This window comes from Asanoa hainanensis (genome assembly GCF_900188485.1).
GTDB lineage: Bacteria > Actinomycetota > Actinomycetes > Mycobacteriales > Micromonosporaceae > Asanoa > Asanoa hainanensis.
Genome location: NZ_FZPH01000006.1, coordinates 1 through 22,617, shown reverse-complemented (window position 1 = coordinate 22,617; position 22,617 = coordinate 1). Strand labels below are relative to the sequence as shown.

Here is a 22,617-nt window from a genome sequence, read left to right as displayed (position 1 = left end):
CTGCGCCTGATCTCCCCGAGCCGCGCGACACTGAGGGGCATGAAATATCTGATCATGGTGTACGGAAACCCGCGGTCCCGGGCGATCTGGGAGAGCTTCACCGACGAGCAGCGCGCCGCCGGCATGGCCGAACACCTCTCGGTGGGCGCCGCGATGGCCGACGCCGGCGAGCTCGTGCTGAGCGAACGCCTGGCCGACCCGTCGACGGCCAACCGCCTGAAAGCCCAGCCCGAGGCGCTGGCCGCCCTGGGCCTGCCGACCGACGGCCCGTTCGCGGAGTCCAAAGAGCAGCTGGCCGGCTTCTACCTGGTCGACTGCCCGACGCAGGAGCGCGCGATGGAATGGGCATCGAAGATCCCGGAGGCGGCCCTCGGGTTGGTCGAGGTGCGTCCGGTCTGGAGCGCCTAGCGCACGACGACCAAACCGGGGGCGCGCCGACCGGATACGTGCCCGGCGGTCCGCCGCCACGATGCCAGGCAGTCGCGGCGGAGCGTGGCGGAGTTCCGCGGGCTCTGGGCGCAGCGCGCCGCGTCGAGCACCCGCGCGGGTCGCCCGCCGCCGAGCAGCATCCACGTCGGGAGCGCCTCCGCACGGGCGACCTGGAACCTGCCGGGTGCCACCTCGGTGAGCGTGAAGCGCGCCAGCACCCCGTCCCGGGTGTCGTTCGAGAAACCCTGGCTGGAGACGTGGTTGCCGAGGCCGTACGCGACCCATTCCGTGCCGATCCGCTCGAACGGCTGCACGACGTGCGCGTGGTGGCCGACGACCAGGTCGACGTCGGGCGAGCCGAGCACCTCGCGGACCACCCGGCGCTGCAACGCGTCCGGCTGGTGCGCGTACTCGGTGCCCCAATGGATCGACGCGATGACGAACTCGGCGCCGGCCGCGCGAACCCGGCGTGCCTCGCGTTTCAGGGCGGCCGCGGAGAGCTGGTTCGCCAGCCACGGCTGGTTTTTCGGCTCCGACAAGCCGTTGAAGCTGAAGGTGTACGAGACGTGGCCCACCCGCACGCCGTCGACCTCGTAGACCGTCGGGCGGGCCGCCTCCGCCGCGCTCCGGGCCGTGCCGGTGTGTCCGAGGCCCGCGCCATCGAGCGCGTCGAGGGTCCGCCTGACCCCCACCGCTCCGCCGTCGAGACTGTGGTTGGAGGCGGTGGAGCACGAGTCGTAGCCGGTGGCGCTCAGCGCCCGAGTGATCTGCGGCGGCACCTTGAAGATCGGATAGCCGGTGAACGGCCCGCCCGGCCGCCCGACCGGCGTCTCGAGGTGGCAGATCGCGAGGTCGGCGTCCCGGACGACGGGGGCGACGTCGCTCAGCAACGGCGCGAAGTCGTAGCCACGACCACCCGCGGCCCGCGCCGCGTCCTGCCACAGTGGAGCGTGCAGCAGCACGTCGCCGCTGGCCACCACGGTGATGGTCCGCGGCAACCACGGCGGCGGCAACGGGGCTGGCGCCGGCGGCCAGCGCGTGAACCGCACCGTGGTCGAGGCGATGCCGTTCTGCGGCAACGGGTTCGGCGTCGGGCGGACGGCGGTGGCCGGGCCGCCGGCGAACGAAAGGCCCAAGACCACCAGGACCACGATGCCCCCGCTCCGAAAGCGCATCCGAGAAGAGTGTCGGACAACTCACAATCGCGCTGCCCCGTGGTGGGCGAGACCCGAAATGCACCCTTCGGCCGATCGCTCGCGCGCCGGGGTCAATGACATCCTCTCCACCGTGGTCGTTACGGGGATTGCACCTACAAAGGTCGAACCGGCGTTGATTCCTCCGCCGGCGCCGAAGGCTCGGTGGTGGGCTCGGCTCTGGCACGAGTGGACCCTGGTCGTGCTCGGCGGGTTGGCCCTCGCCGCGCTGGTGACCTGGCCGACGCTGCGGCATCCCGCCACGACGATCCCGTCCGACATTGGCGACCCGACCATGCAGGCCTGGCAGATGGCCTGGTCAGGCCATGCGCTGCGGACCGATCCGCTGAGCCTGTGGCAGGCCAACGCGTTCTTTCCCGAGGCGAACAGCTTCGCCTTCACCGACACCCTGCTGGGGTACGCGCCGGCGGGGCTGATCGGCAGCGGCCCCGTCGCAGCCCTGGTCCGCTACAACGTCGTCTTCGTGCTGGCGGTCGCACTCGCGTTCGTCGGCGCGTACGCGTTGGTCCGGCAGCTTGGCGCCGGTCGGGTGGCCGGCGCGCTGGCCGGGGCCGGGTTCGCGTGTGCGCCGTGGCGGCTGGCCCAGGCGGGTCACCTACAGGTGCTCTCGACCGGCGGGATCGCGCTGGCGCTCGCCATGCTCGCCCGCGGGCACGGCTGGTCGCTGCGGCACGGCTACCGACCTGATCGCGTGCGCCCAGGCTGGGCCGTCGCGGGGTGGTGCGTCGCCGCCTGGCAGCTCTCGCTCGGCTTCGGGATCGGAGTCCCGTTCGGGTACGTGCTGGGCCTGGTCTGCGTCGTCGCGCTCGTCGGTTGGCTGCGGCGCCGACCGCCGCTGACCCGCCGCCTGCTGCTCGCGGACGGCGTCGGGTTGACGGTCTTCCTGGCTGTGGCCGCGTTCATGGCGAGCCCGTACCTGCGCGTCGCCGAGCAGTTCCCGTACGTGCGCCGCAGTTGGCAGGATCTGACCTGGACCTCGCCGCCCCTGCGCGGCTTCTTCACCTCACCCAGCACCTCGATCGTCTGGGGCGACATGTTCGCCGACGCCCGCGCGGACCTGGGCCACCGGGGCGAGGTGTCGCTGCTGCCGGGCTACACGCTGTACGCGCTCGCCGCCCTCGGACTCGTGCTGTCGGTCTGGACGCTGCGCCAGCGCCTGCTGCTCGCCGCCGCGGTGGTCGCGAGCATCGTGCTGGGGATGGGCACCCAGGGTCCCGGCGGCGGCCGCTTCACGTACGGGCTGCCGTACGTGCTTCCCGGCTTCGACGGCATCCGTACCCCCGGTCGCCTGGTCGTCTGGACGACGTTGCTGCTGGCGGTCCTCGCCGCCGGCTCGGTGACCGCCCTGGCGAGACGAATCGCCTGGCGGCCCGCCGCCCTGGCCCTGGCGTTGTTGCCGCTGCTCGCGATGGCCGAGGGCCTGAACACCACCCCGCACCCGTCCGTGCCCGCGGCCCCGCCGGTGCTGGCCACCGCCGAGGCACCGCTGCTGGTGCTGCCCAGCGGCGCGACGATCGACGGCATCCCGATGCTGTGGGCGACCGACCGGTTCCCGGCCATGGTCAACGGCGCGGCCGCGTTCACCCCGCCGCGGCAGGGCGCCGCCCGTGCCGCCGCCCTCCACTTCCCGGACGCGTCGTCGGTGGCCCTGCTGAGGGCGACGGGGGTACGCAGCGTCGTGGTGGTGCGGGACCAGGTCGTGGGCACGCCGTACGAGGGAACGATCTGGGGCACGACCAGCGGCCTGCCGCTGACCCGGGTCGACACCCCGGAGGCGGTCGTCTACCTGCTGGACCCGTAGCCGTTCGATGGGACGATGATGGGCATGCGCGAGGTGGCCGAAGGGGTGTTGGAGCTGCGCACCGGGTTCGTCAACCTGCACCTGGTCGTGATGGATGACGGGCTGGTGCTGGTGGACACCGGCCTGCCGGGTCGGGCGCCGGCCGTCTTACGGGCGTTGGCCCACGCGCGGCGTGCGGTCGGCGACATCACCACCATCCTGGTCACCCATCAGCACATGGACCACGTCGGTGGCTTGGCCGAGCTTCGGCGGCGTTCCGGGGCGCGGGTGGTGGCACACGAGCTGGACGTCCCGGTCATCACGGGCGCACGGCGGCCGGCGCTGACCGCGGTGCAGAGACTCGCCGGGCTCGTGGTCAAGGACCCTGAGCCGGCTCCCGTCGACGAGATGCTCACCGCCGACGGCCCACTGGACGTCGTCGGCATGCGTGCGTTCCACACGCCCGGCCACACCCCGGGTCACGTCTCCTACCTGCTCGACCGCGGCGGGGGTGTGCTGTTCACCGGCGACGCGGCCGGCAGCGCCGCGGGCAAGGTGCGGGCCACGCCGCGCGCGATGACCGACGACCTGACGGCGGCCCGGGCCAGCGTCGCCCGCCTGGCCGAGCTCGACTTCGACGTGGCCGTGTTCGGGCACGGCTCGGCCGTGCGTGGCCGGGCGGTGGACCGCTTCCGCGCCCTGGCCGCCCGCCAAGCCACCGCCTAGCTAGCCGGCCGAGACGACCACCGGGACCGGGCGCAGGACGACCCGCACCGCCGTGCCGGTCGGCAGCTCGGGCAGGCGGGCGCTCTCCAGTTGAGCGACCACCAGCGTGTCGTCCGGCAGCGCCACCGTCACGCGGGCCAGGGGGCCGAGGAAGCTCACCGCGACCACCCGCCCCGCCCCGGCGGGGTCGGCCGTCACGTCGACCGACTCTGGGCGGACCAGCGCCGTCGCGGGTCCATCCTGGACAGAGCCGACCAGCGGCAGCTTCGTGTCGAGCACCTCGACGACATCGCCGGTGACGCGGCCCGCCAAGCGGTTGCTCAGGCCGACGAACTCGGCCACGAACGGCGTTGCCGGGGTGCGGTAGATGTCCTCCGGCGAACCGATCTGCTCCAGTTGGCCGGCGCGCATCACCCCGACGCGGTCCGCGATGGCCAGCGCTTCCTCCTGGTCGTGCGTCACGAACAGGGTCGTCGTGCCGACCTCGAGCTGGATGCGGCGGATCTCCTCGCGCAGCTGCACCCGGACCTTCGCGTCGAGGGCCGAGAGCGGCTCGTCCAACAGCAGCACCGAAGGCTCGAACGCCAGCGCCCGCGCCAGGGCCACCCGCTGCTGCTGGCCGCCCGAGAGTTGCTGCGGGAAACGCGCGGCGTGGGCGCCGATGCCAACCAGGTCGAGCATCTCCTGCGCCCGCCGGCGCCGCACGGTCGAGGACTGCTTGCGCAGCCGCAGGCCGAACTCCACGTTCTCGATCGCGGTCAGGTGCGGGAAGAGGCTGTACGCCTGGAACACCATGCCCATGCCGCGCTTGTTGGCTGGCACGTTCGCGATGTCCCGGTCGCCCACGATGATGCGGCCCGAGTCCGCGTCCTCCAGGCCGGCCAGGATGCGCAGGGCTGTGGTCTTGCCGCAACCCGACGGCCCGAGCAGAGCCACGAGCTCGCCCGGCGCCAGGTCGAGGTCGAGCCCGTCGAGGGCGTGCACGTTTCCGAACTTGCGGCGTAAGGCCGAAAGGCGTACCCCGGACGACGTCACGATGTCTTCCTTTCCCGATTGCGCCTGCGACCGGCGAAGGAGAGCAGGAACAGCAGCACGAAGGCGAGCACCAGCGCCGCGAGGGACACCGCGACCGACATCGTCGCGCTGCTCTTGCCGAGCTGGTTGATGGCGACCTGGATGTTGGCGCGGTTGAGCAGGGACGCGATGGTGAACTCGCCGAGGACCAGAGCCACCGTGAGGAACGCGGCGGAGAGCACGGCGGAGCGGATGTTCGGCAGGACCACGCGCCACATGACCGTCGCCCAGCTCGAGCCGAGGCTGCGCGCGGCCTCCGACAGCGTCCGCACGTCGATCGCCGACAGGCCGGCGTCGATGGAGCGGTAGGCGAAGGGCAGGGCGAGGACGGTGTACGCGAGGAAGAGCGTCACCGAGGACCCGCCGACGAAGTAGACGACCCACGCGTACACGGGCGCGAGGCCGACGACGAGCACGATGGCCGGGATCGTCAACGGCAGCAGGCTGACGAACTCGACGACCCGGCGCAGCCGGGGCAGCCGCAGGCGCACCCAGACCACGGTCGGCACCAGCAGCACCAGGGTCAGCGCCACCGAGAGCAGCACGAGCCAGAACGAGGCCTTCATGCCGGTCCAGAGAATCGGGTACGTCTCGCCGAGCGCCTTCCAGTCGAAGAAGACGCGCCAGGTGTCCCACCCGTCCCGGGTGGTGAACTCGAACATGGCGACGAGCGGCAGCAGAGTCAGCACCGCGAACAGCGTTACCACGATCCAGCGGAGGGCCCGCTGGCGCCGGACGCGTCGCTGTCTCAATCCAGCCATCGTGCTGTCCTTCGCTGTAGCAGGCCGTAGAGCCACATGACGAGCGCGACGACGAGGACCATGCCGAGCGCCATCGCCTTGCCCAGGTTCTCCCGGCCGAGGAGCACCTCGCTGGTCAGCGCGGAGCGGATCTGCAGCGGCACGATCGGGGCGCCCTGGCTGACCAGCGCGGCCGCCGTGGCGTACGCGGAGAACGCGTTGGCGAACAGGAGCAGGGTGGAGCCGAGGAACGCGGGCGCGAGCAGGGGTGCCGCCACGCGGCGCCAGTAGTACCAGGTCGACCCGCCGAGGCTCTCGGTCGCCTCACGCCACTGTGGACGGATCCCGTCGAGCGCCGGGAGGAAGACGATGACCATCAACGGCACCTGGAAGTACGTGTAGACGAGGACCAGGCCGGGCAGCTCGAACAACCACACGCCGCCCGAGAAGATGTCGATGCCGAGGGAGTCCTTGAGGAACACCGTGACGAATCCGCTGAACCCGATCGTCGCGATGAAGGCGAACGCCAACGTCACGCCACCGAACTGGGCGAGCACACCGCAGGCCGAGGTGACGAGCCGGCGGACCAGGCTGTCCGGTCCGGCGGTCACGACGGCGTAGGCGATCACCGCGCCGAGGACGGCGCCGAGGACCGCCGTCGCGGCCGACAGCGTGATGCTGCGGACGAAGGCTTCGACGATGTAGTCGTCCGCCAGCGCCGAGATGTTGTCGAGCGTGGGACGGCCGTCGTCGCCGGCGAAGGCCCCGACGACCACGACGATCGTCGGAACGAACAGGAAGATGACGACGTACACGAAGAACGGCACGACGCCCAGCAGGTCGCGGAGCCGCGACCGGTGGCGCCGACCACCCCGTACAGCGGTGGTGGTCGGCGCCCCGAGCGTCCCCGTGGTGGGGGCGGTCATCGTCAGCCGATGGCCTTGGCCCAGTTGGCGGCGAGGTAGTCGTTGGCCGACTTGGTCTGGGCGTCGGTCAGGAAGACCGGGGTGCCGTTGACCGGGGGCAGCGCGTCGAACAGGGTCTTGTCGAGCGTGCCGGCCTTCGTCATGGCGTCTGCCCGCACGGGACGGGCGCCACCCTTGAGCCACAGGTTCTGGCCCTCGTCGCTGTAGAGGAACTCCTGCCAGAGCCGGGCGGCCGCGGGGTGCGGCGCGTCGGCGCTGATGGCCTGCACGTAGTACGAGCCGAGCACCGCGTTCGCCGGAACGACGGTCTTCCACTCGACCTTGCCCTTGAGCTTGGCGCCCTGGGCCACGTTGAGGTAGTCCCAGTCGAAGACGACCGGAGTCTGGCCAGACTCGATCGTCGCCGGGGTCGGGTCGACGGGCAGGAAGTTGCCCGACTTCTTCAGCGCACCGAAGAAGTCGACGCCCTTGGCGATGTCGTCGGCGGAACCGCCGTTGCCCAGCGAAGCCGCGACGACGCCGTTGAACGCCGCACCGGCCTGCGTCGGGTCACCGTTGAGGGCGACCTTCCCCTTGTACGCCGAGCCGAGCAGGTCCGCGATGCTGGTGGGAGCCGGCACCTTCGACGAGTCGTACCCGATCGACATGTAGCCGCCGTAGTCGTTGACCCACGTGCCGCTGGCGTCCTTGAGCGCGGCCGGGATGTCGTCCCAGGCCGTCACCTTGTACGGCGCGAACGTCGCGGTGTTGGCCAGCGCGACCGCCGAGCCGAGGTCGAACACGTCCGGCGCGCCGCCCTGCCCCTTGAGCTGCTTGGCGGCGTTGATCTCGTCCTGGCTGGATGCGTCCGGCTGCGCCGAGTTCACCTTGATGCCGTACTTCGCGGTGAAAGCGGTGATGATCTCGCCGTAGTTGGCCCAGTCCGGCGGCAACGCGATGACGTTGAGCGCGCCTTCCTTCTTGGCGGCCTCGACGAGCTTGTCCAGGCCGCCCAGGTCGGCGGCGCTCGTGGCCTTCGCCGCGTCACTGGCGGCGGCCTCGTTGTTGCTCGACGGCGGGGCACAAGCGGTGACACCGACCATCGCGGCGGCGACCGCGACCAGGGCGGTCCCGCGGGCTATCGAGAATCGCACGGATCCTCCCTTCTCGCCGGTCCGTCACTGGACCGGCCTCGTAGATTTTTTGCCGGCATGATCATGCGCGGCCCGTGGTGGCGCGCAGCTCAACGGCGAGAGGCGGCCCCGTGGCGATTGGATGACCAGGCCTGCCGCCGCCCGGCGGGATGAGCGCCCTCGTCCGAAACGTGCCCGTGCGTCACCGGCTCGGCACGGGCGAGTTCATGCCGAGCGACCGCAGCACGATTCCCCCACTGCAGTACGTCAACGTCATCGGCTACGGCCCCGAGTACCAGCGCCACCCGGGCGGCCCCGGCTGCGGCGAGACCCTCTTCGACTCGCCGTTGAGTGCGGCGCAGTGCTTTCCGGAACCCGGGCTCGTCTACCGCCGCGGGGTCGTCGAGCACGGCTACCAGGTCGCCGTCAGGGACCTGGTCGTGGTGGTCGCGGGCCCGCTCGCGATGCCATCCGGTGTGCAGTACCTGCGGGCCGATCACCGCACCGGGGAGGAAAGCGTGCGGATCATCGTCTTCGCCGTGCGGGCCGACAACGGCGACCAGTGCTCGATCTCGACGTGCTCGCCGGACGGCCCGGACCTGAAATACCTGCGGCGCGACGACGTGCACGGCTACGTCCTCCGTCGCGGCGACGTGATCGTCAGCGCCGAAGGCGGTGTCGCGGTCGACCGCGAGCTCCTGCGGCGCGCGGTGTTCGCCGCGCGCCCCGCGACCGAGGCCGAGCTGCGTCGCGTTCCACCCACCACGCCGCCGGGCGACCGCTACGACCGGCTCCGCCGCTGGCTGCGCTAGACAGAGGTCCAGCCCTGCTGGCGCAGGCGTTCGATGCCGTCCAGCAGCAGGTCCAGGGCGAACTCGAACTCGAACTGGTCGTCGCAACCCGGGCCGACGACCGACGCGTCGTCGTGGGACGCCGCGCCCGCGATCGCCGCCAGGTGCGGGAACGCGGCGGCGGCCTCGGCCGGGAAGCCCACCGGTGGCTCGGGATCGGCGGGGCCGGACCGGCCGGCGCGCCGTGAGTCGTCGAACAGCTCCTGGCTGAAGCCCAGGATCCGGCTGCCCATCGCGTGCATCACGTGGTGGGCGAGGTCGGTGGAGAACCCGCCCTCGTCGCGGAGCGTCCCGACCATCGAGTTGAGGTAGCCGAGGATGGCCGGCGTCGCCTGGTTCCGCGACTCGATCGCGATCGGCGCCCACGGGTGCCGGAGCAGCGCCTGCCGCGCCGAGAGGATCCGCCGGCGGAGCACGCGCTTCCAGCCGCCGCCGGCCACCGGCGGGTCGATCTCGCCGACGACCACGTCGATCATGCCGTCGAGCAGCTCGTCCTTGTTGGCCACGTGCTTGTAGAGGGCCATCGGCACGACGCCGAGCTCCTGCGCGAGTTTGCGCATGCTGAGGGATTCGATGCCGGCCTCGTCGGCCAGCGCGACGGCCGCGCGCAGGACCCGGTCCCTGCTCAGCGGCGTCCGGCGCAGCGTCTCGACCTGCTCAGCCATTTCGAAACCTTAACCGCATTGACAGGTGTACGCCGTACACCTACCTTGTTCTACAAGGAGGTGTACACCGTACACCCGGGGAGGGAGTCATGAAAGCCATCGTGCAGGATCGATACGGTCCGCCATCCGTCCTCGCGCTCGCGGACGTCGCGACGCCGACGCCGGCGGACAACGAGGTGCTGGTGCGGATCGAGGCCGCGGCGCTCAACGCGTACGACTGGCACATCATGCGAGGTGACCCCCGGCTCGCGCGGTTGTCGTTCGGCAGCTCCGGGCCGCGCGCACGGATCCGTGGCCGCGACTTCGCCGGGCGGGTCTCGGCCGTCGGCGCCGATGTCCAGCAGGTGCGCCCGGGCGACGCGGTCTTCGGCGACCTGGGCGAGGCCAACGGCGCGTTCGCCGAGTACGTGTGCGTGCCGGAGTCCCTGGTCTGCTTGGCGCCGGAGAACCTGACGGCGGGGCAAGCGGCCGCGCTGCCGCTGGCCGGTGTCACGGCGCTGGCGTGCGTGCGATACATCGAGCCGGGCCAGAGCGTCTTGATCAACGGCGCCTCGGGCGGGGTCGGCACCCTGGCGGTCCAACTGGCCAAGGCGTCCGGCGCGACCGTCACCGGAGTGTGCAGCACCCGCAACGTCGACCTCGTGGCTTCGCTCGGCGCCGACGACGTCATCGACTACACACGCGTCGACTTCGCCCGAGTTGTCGACCGGCACGACGTGGTGCTCGACCTGGTGGGCAATCGCTCACTGACCGCGCTGCGGCGGGCCCTGACCCCGCGCGGCACTCTCATCCTGTCCGGCGGCGGTGTCTACCGGGGCGGCGTCCTGATCGGCCCGGCCCTGCTCTTCGCCCGCGGCCGCCTGCTCGCGCCGTTCGTGCGCCAGCGCATCGAGATCCCAGCCGCCGTCCCCGGCCGGGAGCACCTCGAAACGCTCCGCGCCCACGTTGAAGCCGGCCGCCTCACCCCGGTCATCGACCGGACCTACCCACTGGCCGCGGTCCCCGACGCCATCCGCTATCTGGAGACCGAACACGCCCGAGCCAAGGTCGTCATCACCACGGACGCCGACGCATGACCCGCGGCTGGCGCGTCCCGGTGGCGCTGGTCGCCCTGACCCTCGTCCCGGCCGTAGCCGGTTCACTGCGGCTACTCGAACTGGCCGGCGGCCCGCAGCTGCTGCCTGGCAACCCGCGCGTCGACGCCTCTCCGGCGCCGGTGGTGGTGCACGTGCTCGCGGCGATCGTCTACGCCTTCCTCGGCGCGTTCCAGTTCTCGGCCCGCCTGCGCCGGAGCCGGCCGGCCTGGCACCGAAGGGCAGGCCGGGTGTTGGTCGGGGCGGGTCTGCTCGTCGCCGGCTCCGGGCTCTGGATGACGCTGTTCTACCCGGACGCACCGGGCGGCGACCTGCTGTGGGGCGTCCGGCTTGTGGTCAGTTCGGCCATGGGAGCGGCCATCGTGCTGGGTTTCGCCGCGATCCGGCGGCGCGACATCGCCACCCACCGGGCCTGGATGATCCGCGCCTACGCCCTGGCGGTCGCCGCGGGCACCCAGGCGTTCACCGGGAGCATCGGAGAGGGCTTGTTCGGCACGAGCGACCTGACCACCGCCATCTCGATATCGATGGGCTGGGTCATCAACGCGGCGGTCGCCGAGTGGGCCATCCGCCGGGCGCCGGCTGTCGCGGCCCGGCGCCGCCGCGCAAGGCCCGCCAGCGCCTGACCAAAGGCATGGCCAAGAGGCCGGATGAAGCGCCGGCTACTGATGGCCGTGGCGTCGGTCACGGCGAGCAACGCCCGGCCGGCGAGCAGTATGGAGGCGATGACAACGAACGCGACGCGTACGGGACTGCGCCGGGTCGACCTTGGCGAAGTGCCCTACGAAGAAGCACTCAGCGACATGCGGGAGTGGGTCGACCAGCGCCGGAGCAGCGCGGCTCCCGACCGCCTGTTCCTGCTCAGCCACCCGCCGGTGATCACCTACGGCCGGCACACGCCGACGGAGGATCTGCCCGCGGATCGCGACTGGTTGCCCGTGGTGGCAGTCGACCGGGGTGGGTACGCGACCTACCACGGGCCCGGGCAACTGATCGGATACCTCGTCATGAACTTGCGCGAACGAGGCCCGGCCGACATCGTCCGCTGGGTGGAGAACGCACTGATCGGCGCGATCGCCGACCTTGGTCTCGACACCATCCGGCGCGATACGCCGAAGGGCTCGGACAGCCTCGTCGGGGTGTGGACGCCGGACCACGCCAAGGTCGCCTCGATCGGCATGCGGATCGGTGGGGGCATCACCAGCCACGGGTTCGCGCTCAACATCGACCCCGACCTCAGCGTCTTCGAGCGGTTCACGGCATGTCGGCTCGACGGCGTACGTATGACCTCCCTGCGCGAGATCGCGGAAGCGCAGGGTGGCACCCTGCCGGACGAGGCCACCATCCGCGACGTCGTCGCGCGGCACCTCGGTTGCTAGCTGACGCCGACCGGGCGGAACTGGACGCTGACCCGGGGGCCGACCTTCTTGGCGGTCTTCGGGATCGCGTGTTCCCAGGTGCGTTGGCACGAGCCGCCCATCACGACCAGGTCGCCGTGGCCCAGGGGGAACTTCAGGCTGTCGGAGCCGCCGCCGCGGGGGCGGAGCAGCAGCGGGCGGGGTGAGCCGAACGAGACGATCGCGACCAGGGTGTCCTGGCTCGACGAGCGGCCCGTCGTGTCGCCGTGCCAGGCGACGCTGTCGCGGCCGTCTCGGTAGAGGCACATGCCCGTCGTCACGAACGGCTCGCCCAGCTCCTGCTGGTAGTAGGACGTCAGGTGCTCGCGCGCCGACGTGAGCAGCGGGTGCGGCAGCTCCTCGTCGGCGTCGTACCAGCGCAGCAGGCGCGGCACGTCGACCTCTCGCTCGTACATCTCGCGGCGTTCGGCTCGCCAACCGATGTCTCCCAGCAGCGTCTCGAGGATGACCTCGGAGCCGTCGACCCAGCCGGGCAGGTGGTCGACCCAGGCGCCCCGGGTGAGCTGGGTGCGTTGGACGCGCCCGTCGAGCTGGCCGAGCGTTGGCTCCTCGACCAGGTCGAACATCGATGGCTGGTGTGCGATGCCGTGCATAACCGCAGCGTAGCGCGCTTTAGCACAACAGTGCTAACGGGTGGCTTGATCCATTAAGTTGAACATCGTGATCACCGAGACACGGGTCGACGCCGAGACAGGCGAGTGGCGCCTCAGCGCGCCGAAGCGGGCCGAGCGGCCGGACGACGCGCGGCGGGCCTCGACGGGCTGCCCGTTCTGTCCGGGGCACGAGGAGCAGACGCCGCCCGAGCGGCTGCGGGTGCCGGCCGCCGGCGACGGGGCCTGGCGGGTCCGGGCGTTCGCCAACAAATACCCGATCGTGAGCCCCGCCGCCGACCTGGAGAGCGCGACCGGGCTGTTCCCGAGGTTTCCGGCGACCGGCGACCACGAGGTGCTGGTCGAGTCGCCGGACCACGACTGGGATCTCAAGTCGGCCACGTACGAGCAGGCGCTCGACGTCCTGGGGGCCCTTCGGGAGCGGTCCCGGGCGCTGAGCGGGCCGCGACCCGCCGCCGTCGTGGTGTTTCGGAACTACGGTGTCGCCGCCGGGGCGTCGTTGCGGCACCCGCACAGCCAACTGGTCGCGCTCGACCAGGCCCCGCCGGGGCTGATGGGGCGGTGGCGGCTGGCTCGCGGCCACTACACCGACACCGGCCGCCGGCTGGTCGACGACCTGGCCACCGCCGAGCGCACGGCGGCCGAACGGGTGGTCGCCGACAACGGAGTGCTGGTCTACCAGCCGTACGCCGCCGCGGTGCCGCACCAGACGGTCCTGGTGCCCGGCGACGGGCGCGGCACCCTCGCGGACGCCACGGACGACGGGCTCGCGGCCGTCGCCCGGATCCTGCCGCCGTTGCTGCGCGGTCTCGCCGAGGTGCTCGACAACCCGGCCTACAACCTGGTCGTCCACGCCGGACCATCCGATGTGGAGGCCAAAGAGGTGGCCCGGTGGTGGCAGTGGCACGTCGAGATCCACCCGCGGACGACCACGTTCGCCGGCCTGGAACTGGCCACCGGCCTGCTGGTCAACCCCAGCCGGCCCGAGGAGACCGCGCCGGAGCTGGCCAAGGCCGTGTCAGCCGCCCGGTAGCCGTTGCGCCCGGTAGCCGGTGCGGAAGAACCCGCGCACCGGTCGCCCGCCGATGCCGAGGTTGTGGGTGAACGCACCGGCCTGGAACGTGATCCCGATGTCGTCGCGCTTGCCCCGGTTGGGGTCGTAGACGCGAACCGTGACGGCATTTCCGTTGGTGGCGTACGCGTACGCCAGGACCTGGTGGTTGAGGGCCAGGTCTTTGGGTTGTCGCGACGACACGGTGATCACGCCGAGGGGCACCGGCGAGCCACGGTCGAGCTCGGTGCGGATGCTCGGCCACTCGCCACTGACGGTGCGGTAGACGATGCCGCGCCGGGTCAGCAACGGGCGCCCGAAGAGCTGGAACGTCGGTGAGTCGGTGTCGGGCATGCCCATCCACTCGTAGTATTTGGCGACCCCGCCCGGCAGCCGCCACGACTCCAGCAGCCGGCGCACGATGAACGAGTAGAGCGGGGTGCCCAGCGGCGGGCGGCTGGCGGGCGGTTGCCGGCCGGCGTTCCAGTAGTCGAGGGCGGCGAACACCATGCCGCCGCAGAGGCCGCCGTTGGCCTTGCCGAAGGGCACGTCGCCGAACGGGGTGGGCACGACGACGGCGGGTTGGGCGGGCCACACGTTGTCGAACGTGAACCCGTGGCGTGACGGCAGGAAGTTATCCGACATCTTCCCTCCCTCGACGGTTGTCCACAGGGGTCGCTCAGCGGCGGCGCTTTCTCTAGATTGAGCCGGGACGATTGGAGATGCAATGGCGCGGGCACGACTCGATCAGGAGTGGACAGACGGCGACGGCATCAACCATCCGGCCGGCAGCGTCGTCGAGGTCGACGACGAGACCCTCGTCCGGTTGGTCCGCGAGGGCCTGGCCGCGGAGCAGCCCGAACAGCCCGAGCAGCCCGAGCAGTGGCCCGGCGCGACCGAGGAGCGTCCGGAGCGCGGCTGGATCGGGCCGACCTTCGCAGACGACGGCGAGCCGCAAGGGGACGACCCGACCCGATGACCCCCGCCGCGTTCAGCATCGACGAGGTCGGCGCGCTGGCCGACACGATCAGCAAGGCGACGCTGGCCGCCGCCGCGGTCGTGGCGGTCGTGGTGATCCTGGTCGGGCTGACCCGGGCGATCCGCGAACGGCTGCGGCAGCAGTTGGTCATCAACGACACCGCCCCGCTGCCGGCGGCGATCGCCGGCAGCGAGGGCGAGGCGTTGACGCTGTCGCCCTGGTTGCGGCAACGGGTCCAGGCGGCACTCGCCGACGAGGCGGCGGCCGCGCGGGGCATCGTCGACGACGTGTTCCAGCGCGACGTGCGGCTGCAGCGACTGCCGACCGAGATCGCGATCACCGACGACACCGAGCCGATCACGTCGGCCGCCAAGGACACGATGGCGACGGTGGCCAACGGCCTGCGGGCCGTCGCACCGGGCCAGGCCGACGGCATCCTCGGCGCCCTCAGCTCCGCGCTGCCCAGCCCGCGCGGCTGCCTGGTGCAGACCGCACCGTTGCTGCGGGGTGACGCCGGCAACCAGCGGCTCGGGCTCGCGATCGAGCTGCACGAGCTCGACGGCTCGCCGATCGCCGCGACGACGCTATGGGAACCCCTCGGCACCGACCCTTCTGGACAGTCGTGGCAGGAGCGGCTCGTCGCGCTGATCGAGCCCGCCGCACACTGGGTCGCGCTGCGGCTGGTCGCCCGCCGCCTGCGGGCGATGCCGGCCGGTGGGCTCCGGGTGCCGTGGCTGAGCCGCCGCCGCTCGCTGGCCACCCGGCTCGAGCTCCAACGGATGCTGGCGGCTGCGCTGACCCTCGACGCGATGAAGGAATACGCGGGGCACACGCTGGCCTTCGGTGCCGAGGCGCTCGACGACCTCGACCAGGTCGGGTTCGCGCTGCGCGCCTACCACCGTCCGGCGGCGATCCGCGGGGCCGTCCAGGAGCGGCTCGGCTTCGCCTACCGTGCGGAAAACGTAGAGACCAAGGCCCGCCGGGCGTTCCTCGACGCGAGCGAGAGCTGGGCCGAGGCCGAGCAGCGGCTGGTCACCAACCCGGGTGACAACGTGCGGTCGAGCACGGCCACCGAGCTGGCCGACGAACGGGAGCGGCAGCGCGTACGCCGGTTGAAGTGCGCGATCCTCTCGGGCGATCTGGCGGCCACCGCGGTCGCCGCCGAGGAGCTACGCGACCAGCCACCGACGGCCGCCGGCGACGCCCGCACCCTCTACGCCATCGCCTGCCTCTACTCGTGCGCGGCCGAACGCGTCGAGAAGGTCGCCTACCTGCCGAAGGCGTGGTCCTACCTCGGCCGCGCGCTGCTGGCGGCGACCGAAGACCTCATGTGGGACCAGGCCCGCGCCGACCCCGAGCTGGCGTTCCTGGTCGAGCGGCAACGGTTCGTCGACGACCTCAACCACACCTGGGCGGTCCGCCGCCGCCGAAAGGCGCCGCCGCTGCTCGTCACCGAAGCCGAGGCGCTGGTCCTGGCCGCGGTCGGCCGCCTGACGGGGTGATCAGCTCGGCGTTCCACGACGTCAGGATGCGCAGGGCTTCGTCGGACGGGCTGCCCGCCTCGGCGGTGAGCACGACGAGCCGCTGCTCGGGATCGTCCGGGTTGGCCCAGGTGTCACAGTCGAGGGTCAGCGGGCCGACGAGCGGATGCCGGAACCGTTTGGTGCCATAGCTGGCGGTCGAGACGACCCAGCCCGACCACCACTGCCGGAACTCGGCGCTGCGCCGGGACAGCTCGTCGACCAGGTCCGCGAGGCGCGGGTCGTCGGGGTCGCGGGCCGCCTCCATCCGCAGCGTCGCGGCGCCCACCCGGGCGGCGTCCTCCCAGTCGACGTGCAGCGCCTGGAAGGTCGGGCTGAGGAACACCAGCCGCGTGTAGTTGCGCTCGGCGGGCGTCAGCCGGGCGAAGTCCTCGTAGAGGGCGGCCGCGGCCGCGTTCCAGGCGAGGATGTCGTTGTATCGGCCCAGCACCATGGCCGGGGCCTGGTCGAGCCGGTCGAGCAGGCGTTGCATCGCGGGACGCACGCGCTGCTCGGGCCGGTGCGGTCGGCTCGGCATCGGCTTGCCGGCCAGGTCGTAGAGGTAGGCCCGCTGAGCCTCGTCCAGCCGCAGCGCGCGGGACAGCGATCCGAGGACGGTCGCGGACGCCGGCAGCCGGCCCTGTTCGAGCCGGGTGTAGTAGTCGACGCTGACCGAGGCCAACCGGGCCACCTCGTCCCGCCGCAACCCGGGCACCCGGCGCGGCGTGCCGTCCTCCGACAGTCCCACCATCGCGGGTCGGAGGTCCGCACGGCGGGCCTTGAGGAACGCCCCGAGCTCGGAGCGGCGCATCTCGGGCATGCGACAAGTGTTGCTCGGCCCGTCCCGGTGCTGGGAGGGAAGGATTCTTCCCAGGCTGGAACTCGCCTCTGCACGGTTCGCGTGCCGCGACGGACGCTCGACCCATGAGAACCGATGTGACCTTCCAGAGCGCCGGCATCACTCTCGCCGGACACCTTTACACACCCTCCGGCGACACCGGCAGGCCCCGCGCGGGAATCGTCGTGGGGCACCCCGCGAGCGGGGTGAAGGAACAGGCGGCCGGCGCGTACGCCGTACGGCTGGCCGAGGCCGGGTTCGTCGCGCTGACCTTCGACGCCGCCCACCAGGGTGCCAGCGGCGGCGAGCCGCGCGGGCTCGAGGATCCGGCCCAGCGGATCGAGGACCTGAAGGCCGCCGTGTCGTACCTCACCACCCGCGCCGAGGTCGACCGCGAGCGCATCGGCGCGCTCGGGATCTGCGCGTCCGGCGGGTACGTCATCCCGGCGGCCGCGGCCGACCACCGGATCCGGGCGGTCGCGACCGTCAGCGCCGCCGACATCGGCCGGCAGTTCCGCGTCGGCGCCGACGGCACACAGGATCCGGCGGTGCTGCAGGCCCTGCTGGACGCGGCCGCCGAGGCGCGGACGGCGGAGGCGGCGGGCGCGGCGCCGCGCATGTTCGACCTCTTCCCGGCGACCGAGGAGGAGGCCCGTTCGGCGGGCCAGCACGTCTTCGACGGCTGGGAGTACTACCGCACTGATCGGGCACAGCACCCAGCCTCGGCGAAACAGTTCACCGTCTCCAGCATCGACCGGATCGCGACGTTCGACCCGTTCACGCACATCGGGCTCATCGCGCCCCGCCCCCTGCTCATGGTGGTCGGCACCCGCGCGGTCACCGCGTGGATGAGCCAGCACGCGTTCGAGAACGCCGGCGGGCCCAAACGCCTCCACTGGATCGAGGGCGCCAGCCACGTCGACCTCTACGACCGGTACGTCCCGCAGGCCGCCATGGAACTAGCCGCCTTCTTCACCGAGAACCTGTACCGCGATCGTTGACGGAGTACGGAGGTGCCGGACCGGTCGGTGATACGCGACCGGTCCAGAAAGGCCTGATCAGCGGCCGTTGTCGGGCGCGCGACGCTGCGAATGCGGCTGATCGACGGTCCCGTCGGCGGGATGCCCGGTCCTACGCTTGCGTTCGCACCGGGAGGAGGTACTCGACGTGACGTTCAATCCCGCTGATCTGGTCGAGGTTCAGCGCGACGTGAAAGCTCTGATCCACATCCCGTTCAACGCCCTGGGCATCCTGGGCGACACCGACCACGCCGATGGCGGCACCAGCTACCACCTCGGCAAGAACCAACTGCGTGACGACGCCTACTCGCTGACCCAGTCGAACCGGGACAAGCACGCGACCAACGCGGCCAGCGCGTTCGACCTCGGCAACGAGTGGCGCTTCGAGGCGGCCAACGACACGGCCGCCAAGAAGCGGGCGCAGCGGGCGTTCCTGCGGTTCAACCACCTCTACGTCGCGGCGCTCAAGGCCAAGGTGCCGGGCACGGAGGACATCCGGGAAATCATCTATACGCCCGATGGGGACGAGGTAAAGACCTTCGACGTCCTGAAGATCAGGAGCGGCGGCGATTCCAACCATCGGACGCACACCCACACCAGCTTCTTCCGCGACAGTGAAGGCCGCCGCGCCGGCGCCTACCGGAAACTCCTGCTGCGCCTGATCAACCAGGCGATCTCCGAAGAGGGCGATTTCATGGCAACCGTGAAGCAACAAGACTGGGACGCGTTGATCTGGCGAGTGGAAGGCCTGGCCGCGGGCCGGCCCGCCGTCGCCGGTGGCCCGACGAAGAAGGCACCCATCGGCGCCACCACGCGGCTCGAGGCGCTGGCGCTCAAGCTGGAGGCCGTCAGCCGGGCCGTGGCGTCCGTCGCACCCGACGTGGAGCGGCGGCTCCAGGACGACTTCAAGCGCATCGACGCCGACCAGGACGCCACCCTCGCCACGATCAAGGAGGTCGCCGCCGACGTGTCCCTGGACGGTCGGCTGCGCACCCTGCTCGACAAGCACGCCAGCGGCGAGATCGACGCCGACACGGTCGTACGCGAGATGCACGACCTGCTCACCGGCCCGACCGCCTGACGGGTGGGACTGCCCGCGACCCGCATGGTCGCGGGCAGTCCTCTACGCTTGGGCGATCGCGACGCGTGAGGAACAGATGCGCTTTCGGGTGCTCGGCACGCTCGATATTCGCGCCGGGCAAGGGTGGGTTCGCCTCGATCGTCCCCGGCGCCGCGCGGTGCTGGCCTACCTGCTGCTCGCGCCGAACCGTGCCGTGACGGTCACGGAGTTGGTCGAGGCGATCTGGGGTGCGCTTCCGCCGTCGACCGCGCGCAGCCAGATCCAGAACGACGTGGCCGCGATCCGCAAGGTGTTGCTCGCTGCCGGCCATCCCGAGGCGATCGTGACCACGACCGGTGGCTACCTGTTGGTCAGCACCGCGGAACAGCTCGACTACCAGGTGTTCCGCCGCCGGGTGTCGGAGGCGGCCGACGCCGCCGACCGTGGCAGTTGGACGGCCGCCTCCCGCAAGCTGGGCGAGGCCGTGGCGCTGTGGCGGGGCAGCGCCCTGGCCGACGTCGTCGCGGCCTTCGCCGGCCCGGCTCGGGCGGCGCTGGAGGAACAGCGGCTGGATGCGACCGAGCGGCTGGCCGAGGCGCGCATCCACATCGGATTCCCCGACGAGCAGATCCCGGTGCTGCGCGAGATCGTCGCCACCCATCCGGAGCGGGAGCGCCCGGCCGCGTTGCTGATGCTCGCCCTGCACCGCACGGACCGGCGCACCGAGGCGCTCGCCGTGGGGAGAGCGGTCCGGGCCCACCTGCGCGAGCACCAGGGCCTGGATCCGTCGCAGAAGTTCCTCGACCTCGAGCGGCACATCCTGCGGGACGCGGGCGAGGTCGAGCCCGAGCGGCCGGCACCGAGGTCGTGGCTTCCCCGGCCACCGCACGGATTCATCGGCCGCGACGACGTCGTGGAGCGGTTGACCGCGTCCGTCGACAAGCTGGCCGAGGCCGACGAGAGCCTGGTCTGGATGATCGACGGGATGCCCGGGATCGGGAAGACCACCCTGGCCGTACACACGGCCCGCCTGGTCAAGGACCGCTATCCCGACGGTCAGCTCTTCGTCGACCTGCGGGGCCACGCCGAGGGATCCGCCCGCAAGACGAGCGTGGCCCTGGGCATCCTGCTCGACCAGCTCGGTTATCCGGCCGCGGCCCGGCCGCCGGGCGCGGACGGGCGGGCCGCGGTGTGGCGGGGCGAGCTCGCGCGCCGGCGCTGCGTGGTGGTGCTCGACAACGCCGCGAGCTCGGAGCAGATCGCCCAGCTGCTGCCCGACGCTCCCGGCAGCCTCGTCATCGTGACCAGCCGGGGGCGGCTGACCGACACGACCGGCACGTGGTCCGAGTCGTTGCCGGTGCTCAGCGGTGGTGAGGGCGTCGCGCTGCTGGCCGCGATCGTCGGCCGGGAACGGGTCGACGCCGAGCCCGAGGCGGCTGCCCGGATCGTCGAACTCTGCGGTCGCCATCCGTTGGCGTTGCGGTTGGCCGGCGCCCGGGTGCGCCGCCGCACCGCCTGGACCCTCGCCGACCTCGCGAAGCGGCTGGGTGAGGGCGCGGTGCTGGCGTACCTGTCCGCCGAGGACCGCACGGTGACCGCCGCGTTCAGCACCTCGTACGAGCGGCTGACCGTTGGCGCGCAGACCGCGTTCCGCGCGATCGGCGCGCTGCCACTCGACGACGTGTCGGCGCAGTCGATCGCCGCCGCGACGGGCGGTGCCGTGGAGCGCACCCAGCAGGACCTCGACGCGCTGGCCGACGCGAACCTGCTGGTCGAACACGACGTGGAGCGCTACCGACTGCACGACCTGATGAAGAGCTTCGCGGCCAGCCTGGCGAGCGCGATCGACGCCGCCGAGGTCCGGGCGGGTTGGACGACCAACTGCTACGACTACTACGCGGCCGCGGCGGCGCTGAGCCTGGCTCCGGGCGAGGCTTCCGGGGTGGTTCTCCGCCACTTCGAGCAGGCGCCGACCCTTCGCCCCGAGCTAACGCCGGGCAGCCCGGGTCCCGGTTGGTTCGCCGCCGAGCACGCGAACCTGCTCAGCTTGATCCGTTCGGCTTCGGCGTCAGGTCACCACCAACGCGGCGCACAGCTGGCGACGGCGATCTGGCGACACCTCTTCAACAACAGCGCGCTCGAAGAGATCGTGGAGACCCAGACGGTCGCGCTGGAGGCCGCCCGGACGTTGGGCAACGACGGCCTGGCCGCCGCCGCCCACAACTACCTGGCGTCCGGGCACTTCACCATGGGCGAGGTGGCGTTGGCGGAGCGCCACCTGCTGGAGGCCATCGACATCCGGCGCGCCATCGGCGATCAGAGCGGCTTCTACGTCAGTCGAAGCAACCTGGCGACGGTGTTCCTGGTGCAGGGGCGGGTCTCGGCCGCGGCTCGCATGTTGGAAGACGCCATCGCGCAGGACCCCGCCCCGGACATGACGTCGAGCTGGCTGACGATTCTGGGGATGTGCTACGCGCAGCTTGGCCACACGGAAGCGGCCCTGCGCACCGGCCGGACCGCGTTGTTCGTCGCCCGCCAGGCGACCGACGTGCGCAGAGTGCTCACCGCGCTGGCCGCGCTCGGGGCAACCCGACTCCGCCTCGGCCAGTTCGAGCCGGCCCGCCGGATCCTGCGCAGCTGCCTGGCGCTGCACCAGCGACAGCGGAACTTCGACGCCGCGGACGTGCTCAACGACCTGGGCAGTGCCTATCGGGGCCTCGGGTGGTACGACCAGGCCGAGCGGCACCACCGACTGGCGTTGGACGCGTCCAGCTCGACCCGGACCAACCACGTGCGGGCAACGGCCCTCAGCGACCTCGCCGAAACGCTGATCGCCGCGGGGAAGCCGGGCGCGCTCGAGGCGTACGAGCAGGCGGCACAGTTGGCCGCCGCCATCGGATACGTGCGGGAGCGCGCCCGAGCTGCCCTCGGGATGGCGATCTGCCTGACCGACGACCACCCGGATCGGGCCTGGCAGTTGCTGAAGCTGGCCCTGGCCCTGTTCGACCAGTCCGAGTCACCCGACCGACACGAGGTGGCCTGGCGGCTCGAAGCGCTCAGCTGAAGCTGCTCTCGGTCAGCTCGCCGCGCAGTTTCGTCAGGGCGCGCCCCAGCAGTCGGGAGACGTGCATCTGGGAGACGCCGATCTGGTCGGCGATCTGCGACTGGGTCAGGTTGCCGTAGAAGCGCAGCGTCAAAATCTTCTGCTCGCGCTCGTCCAGCGTCGCCAGCGCGGGCCCGAGCGCCACGCGCAGCTCGGCCAGCTCGAACGAGGTGTCCTCCGACCCGAGCAGGTCGCCGAGCTCCGTGCCCCGCTCACTGTCGCCCGTCGGCGTCGAGAGCGACACCGCGTTGTACGCCCGGGCGCCCTCCAGGCCCTCCAGGACCTCTTCCTCGGAGATCTTGAGGTGCGCGGCGACGTCCGCCACCGTCGGCGAGCGGCCCAGCGTCTGCAGCAGCGAGCTGTTGGCCTCCGAGATCGCCAGCCGCAGCTCCTGCAACCGCCGCGGC

23 protein-coding genes are annotated in these 22,617 nt (G+C 71.7%); 13 read left to right on the top strand and 10 right to left on the bottom strand.

The window, feature by feature from the left end; translation table 11 throughout:
* Positions 1-39: 39 nt before the first annotated feature.
* Positions 40-408, top strand: a complete 369-nt coding sequence (locus CHC05_RS16330) for a YciI family protein (protein ID WP_089249638.1) — start codon at positions 40-42, stop codon at positions 406-408.
* Here CHC05_RS16330 and CHC05_RS16325 read toward each other — a convergent pair.
* Positions 405-1,604 (bottom strand): CapA family protein, encoded by a 1,200-nt coding sequence (locus CHC05_RS16325; protein ID WP_245870923.1) that lies wholly within the window; start codon positions 1,602-1,604, stop codon positions 405-407. The genes CHC05_RS16330 and CHC05_RS16325 overlap by 4 nt on opposite strands.
* A gap of 154 nt (positions 1,605-1,758) precedes the next feature.
* On the opposite strand from CHC05_RS16325, the gene CHC05_RS41475 reads away from it, so the two are divergent.
* Both CHC05_RS41475 and CHC05_RS16315 read left to right on the top strand, forming a co-directional pair.
* Positions 1,759-3,444: a hypothetical protein gene (locus CHC05_RS41475; RefSeq protein WP_089249636.1), complete on the top strand. Its 1,686-nt coding sequence runs from the start codon at positions 1,759-1,761 to the stop codon at positions 3,442-3,444.
* A 24-nt stretch (positions 3,445-3,468) separates the two neighbouring features.
* Complete coding sequence (locus CHC05_RS16315; RefSeq protein ID WP_179266216.1) at positions 3,469-4,149, top strand: MBL fold metallo-hydrolase; 681 nt, start codon at positions 3,469-3,471, stop codon at positions 4,147-4,149.
* On the opposite strand, the gene CHC05_RS16310 is transcribed toward CHC05_RS16315, so the two are convergent.
* Genes CHC05_RS16310 through CHC05_RS16295 form a run of 4 tightly spaced genes read right to left on the bottom strand, consistent with a single transcriptional unit; the run spans position 4,150 to position 8,022 of the window.
* Positions 4,150-5,184 (bottom strand): ABC transporter ATP-binding protein, encoded by a 1,035-nt coding sequence (locus CHC05_RS16310; RefSeq protein ID WP_089249634.1) that lies wholly within the window; start codon positions 5,182-5,184, stop codon positions 4,150-4,152.
* Entirely contained in the window at positions 5,181-5,984 is an 804-nt protein-coding gene (locus tag CHC05_RS16305; protein ID WP_089249632.1) for an ABC transporter permease, read from the bottom strand. The genes CHC05_RS16310 and CHC05_RS16305 overlap by 4 nt, the downstream gene beginning before the upstream one ends.
* Positions 5,972-6,889, bottom strand: a complete 918-nt coding sequence (locus tag CHC05_RS16300; RefSeq protein ID WP_245870922.1) for an ABC transporter permease — start codon at positions 6,887-6,889, stop codon at positions 5,972-5,974. Before CHC05_RS16300 ends, CHC05_RS16305 begins: the two co-directional genes overlap by 13 nt.
* Before the next feature lie 2 nt (positions 6,890-6,891).
* The gene (locus CHC05_RS16295) at positions 6,892-8,022 is read right to left on the bottom strand and encodes an ABC transporter substrate-binding protein (protein WP_245870920.1); all 1,131 of its coding nucleotides are present in this window, start codon (positions 8,020-8,022) and stop codon (positions 6,892-6,894) included.
* 170 nt (positions 8,023-8,192) lie between these two features.
* On the opposite strand from CHC05_RS16295, the gene CHC05_RS16290 reads away from it, so the two are divergent.
* Complete coding sequence (locus CHC05_RS16290; RefSeq protein ID WP_144022624.1) at positions 8,193-8,813, top strand: hypothetical protein; 621 nt, start codon at positions 8,193-8,195, stop codon at positions 8,811-8,813.
* On the opposite strand, the gene CHC05_RS16285 is transcribed toward CHC05_RS16290, so the two are convergent.
* Complete coding sequence (locus CHC05_RS16285) at positions 8,810-9,517, bottom strand: TetR family transcriptional regulator (protein ID WP_089249628.1); 708 nt, start codon at positions 9,515-9,517, stop codon at positions 8,810-8,812. The two genes, CHC05_RS16290 and CHC05_RS16285, sit on opposite strands and share 4 nt — an antisense overlap.
* 89 nt (positions 9,518-9,606) lie before the next feature.
* On the opposite strand from CHC05_RS16285, the gene CHC05_RS16280 reads away from it, so the two are divergent.
* The 3 genes from CHC05_RS16280 (at position 9,607) to lipB (ending at position 11,990) form a co-directional block, all read left to right on the top strand.
* The gene (locus CHC05_RS16280) at positions 9,607-10,593 is read left to right on the top strand and encodes an NAD(P)-dependent alcohol dehydrogenase (protein ID WP_089249626.1); all 987 of its coding nucleotides are present in this window, start codon (positions 9,607-9,609) and stop codon (positions 10,591-10,593) included.
* Positions 10,590-11,237 (top strand): DUF2306 domain-containing protein, encoded by a 648-nt coding sequence (locus CHC05_RS16275; protein ID WP_089249624.1) that lies wholly within the window; start codon positions 10,590-10,592, stop codon positions 11,235-11,237. Before CHC05_RS16280 ends, CHC05_RS16275 begins: the two co-directional genes overlap by 4 nt.
* Positions 11,238-11,336: 99 nt before the next feature.
* Entirely contained in the window at positions 11,337-11,990 is a 654-nt protein-coding gene (gene lipB / locus CHC05_RS16270; protein WP_089250327.1) for a lipoyl(octanoyl) transferase LipB, read from the top strand.
* Here lipB and CHC05_RS16265 read toward each other — a convergent pair.
* Positions 11,987-12,622, bottom strand: a complete 636-nt coding sequence (locus CHC05_RS16265) for an alpha-ketoglutarate-dependent dioxygenase AlkB (RefSeq protein ID WP_089249622.1) — start codon at positions 12,620-12,622, stop codon at positions 11,987-11,989. The genes lipB and CHC05_RS16265 overlap by 4 nt on opposite strands.
* A gap of 67 nt (positions 12,623-12,689) precedes the next feature.
* Here CHC05_RS16265 and CHC05_RS16260 point away from each other — a divergent pair, with 67 nt between their 5' ends.
* Positions 12,690-13,673 carry a galactose-1-phosphate uridylyltransferase gene (locus tag CHC05_RS16260; RefSeq protein WP_179266215.1) on the top strand — a complete coding sequence of 328 codons (984 nt, stop codon included), beginning with the start codon at positions 12,690-12,692 and terminating at the stop codon, positions 13,671-13,673.
* On the opposite strand, the gene CHC05_RS16255 is transcribed toward CHC05_RS16260, so the two are convergent.
* On the bottom strand, positions 13,659-14,336 hold the full coding sequence (locus CHC05_RS16255) for a hypothetical protein (RefSeq protein ID WP_089249618.1): 678 nt from the start codon (positions 14,334-14,336) through the stop codon (positions 13,659-13,661). The genes CHC05_RS16260 and CHC05_RS16255 overlap by 15 nt on opposite strands.
* Positions 14,337-14,418: 82 nt before the next feature.
* On the opposite strand from CHC05_RS16255, the gene CHC05_RS16250 reads away from it, so the two are divergent.
* Both CHC05_RS16250 and CHC05_RS16245 read left to right on the top strand, forming a co-directional pair.
* Positions 14,419-14,670: a hypothetical protein gene (locus CHC05_RS16250; RefSeq protein ID WP_089249616.1), complete on the top strand. Its 252-nt coding sequence runs from the start codon at positions 14,419-14,421 to the stop codon at positions 14,668-14,670.
* Positions 14,667-16,172 carry a hypothetical protein gene (locus CHC05_RS16245; RefSeq protein WP_089249614.1) on the top strand — a complete coding sequence of 502 codons (1,506 nt, stop codon included), beginning with the start codon at positions 14,667-14,669 and terminating at the stop codon, positions 16,170-16,172. Before CHC05_RS16250 ends, CHC05_RS16245 begins: the two co-directional genes overlap by 4 nt.
* Here the strand turns inward: CHC05_RS16245 and CHC05_RS16240 are convergent.
* Entirely contained in the window at positions 16,120-17,010 is an 891-nt protein-coding gene (locus tag CHC05_RS16240; protein ID WP_089249612.1) for a helix-turn-helix domain-containing protein, read from the bottom strand. The two genes, CHC05_RS16245 and CHC05_RS16240, sit on opposite strands and share 53 nt — an antisense overlap.
* 104 nt (positions 17,011-17,114) lie before the next feature.
* On the opposite strand from CHC05_RS16240, the gene CHC05_RS16235 reads away from it, so the two are divergent.
* The 3 genes from CHC05_RS16235 to CHC05_RS16225 all read left to right on the top strand — a co-directional run bounded on the left by CHC05_RS16235 (position 17,115) and on the right by CHC05_RS16225 (position 22,171).
* Positions 17,115-18,029, top strand: a complete 915-nt coding sequence (locus CHC05_RS16235) for an alpha/beta hydrolase (RefSeq protein ID WP_089249610.1) — start codon at positions 17,115-17,117, stop codon at positions 18,027-18,029.
* Between the two features lie 166 nt (positions 18,030-18,195).
* A complete protein-coding gene (locus CHC05_RS16230) occupies positions 18,196-19,128 on the top strand; it encodes a hypothetical protein (protein ID WP_144022623.1) in 933 nt (310 codons plus the stop codon).
* Positions 19,129-19,204: 76 nt separating this feature from the next.
* Positions 19,205-22,171 (top strand): AfsR/SARP family transcriptional regulator, encoded by a 2,967-nt coding sequence (locus CHC05_RS16225; RefSeq protein WP_089249606.1) that lies wholly within the window; start codon positions 19,205-19,207, stop codon positions 22,169-22,171.
* Here the strand turns inward: CHC05_RS16225 and CHC05_RS16220 are convergent.
* Positions 22,164-22,617, bottom strand: a 454-nt coding sequence (locus CHC05_RS16220; RefSeq protein ID WP_144022622.1) for a sigma-70 family RNA polymerase sigma factor, incomplete at its 5' end; no start/stop codon positions are given. The genes CHC05_RS16225 and CHC05_RS16220 overlap by 8 nt on opposite strands.

What these genes read in the sequence shown, in the direction of transcription:
- CHC05_RS16330 (WP_089249638.1), top strand. Translation starts at nt 40, where the DNA reads ATGAAATATCTGATCATGGTGTACGGAAACCCGCGGTCCCGGGCGATC.
- CHC05_RS16325 (WP_245870923.1), bottom strand. Translation starts at nt 1,604, where the DNA reads ATGCGCTTTCGGAGCGGGGGCATCGTGGTCCTGGTGGTCTTGGGCCTT.
- CHC05_RS16315 (WP_179266216.1), top strand. Translation starts at nt 3,469, where the DNA reads ATGCGCGAGGTGGCCGAAGGGGTGTTGGAGCTGCGCACCGGGTTCGTC.
- CHC05_RS16305 (WP_089249632.1), bottom strand. Translation starts at nt 5,984, where the DNA reads ATGGCTGGATTGAGACAGCGACGCGTCCGGCGCCAGCGGGCCCTCCGC.
- CHC05_RS16300 (WP_245870922.1), bottom strand. Translation starts at nt 6,889, where the DNA reads ATGACCGCCCCCACCACGGGGACGCTCGGGGCGCCGACCACCACCGCT.
- CHC05_RS16285 (WP_089249628.1), bottom strand. Translation starts at nt 9,517, where the DNA reads ATGGCTGAGCAGGTCGAGACGCTGCGCCGGACGCCGCTGAGCAGGGAC.
- CHC05_RS16280 (WP_089249626.1), top strand. Translation starts at nt 9,607, where the DNA reads ATGAAAGCCATCGTGCAGGATCGATACGGTCCGCCATCCGTCCTCGCG.
- CHC05_RS16275 (WP_089249624.1), top strand. Translation starts at nt 10,590, where the DNA reads ATGACCCGCGGCTGGCGCGTCCCGGTGGCGCTGGTCGCCCTGACCCTC.
- lipB (WP_089250327.1), top strand. Translation starts at nt 11,337, where the DNA reads ATGACAACGAACGCGACGCGTACGGGACTGCGCCGGGTCGACCTTGGC.
- CHC05_RS16265 (WP_089249622.1), bottom strand. Translation starts at nt 12,622, where the DNA reads ATGCACGGCATCGCACACCAGCCATCGATGTTCGACCTGGTCGAGGAG.
- CHC05_RS16255 (WP_089249618.1), bottom strand. Translation starts at nt 14,336, where the DNA reads ATGTCGGATAACTTCCTGCCGTCACGCCACGGGTTCACGTTCGACAAC.
- CHC05_RS16250 (WP_089249616.1), top strand. Translation starts at nt 14,419, where the DNA reads ATGGCGCGGGCACGACTCGATCAGGAGTGGACAGACGGCGACGGCATC.
- CHC05_RS16245 (WP_089249614.1), top strand. Translation starts at nt 14,667, where the DNA reads ATGACCCCCGCCGCGTTCAGCATCGACGAGGTCGGCGCGCTGGCCGAC.
- CHC05_RS16240 (WP_089249612.1), bottom strand. Translation starts at nt 17,010, where the DNA reads ATGCCCGAGATGCGCCGCTCCGAGCTCGGGGCGTTCCTCAAGGCCCGC.
- CHC05_RS16235 (WP_089249610.1), top strand. Translation starts at nt 17,115, where the DNA reads ATGAGAACCGATGTGACCTTCCAGAGCGCCGGCATCACTCTCGCCGGA.
- CHC05_RS16225 (WP_089249606.1), top strand. Translation starts at nt 19,205, where the DNA reads ATGCGCTTTCGGGTGCTCGGCACGCTCGATATTCGCGCCGGGCAAGGG.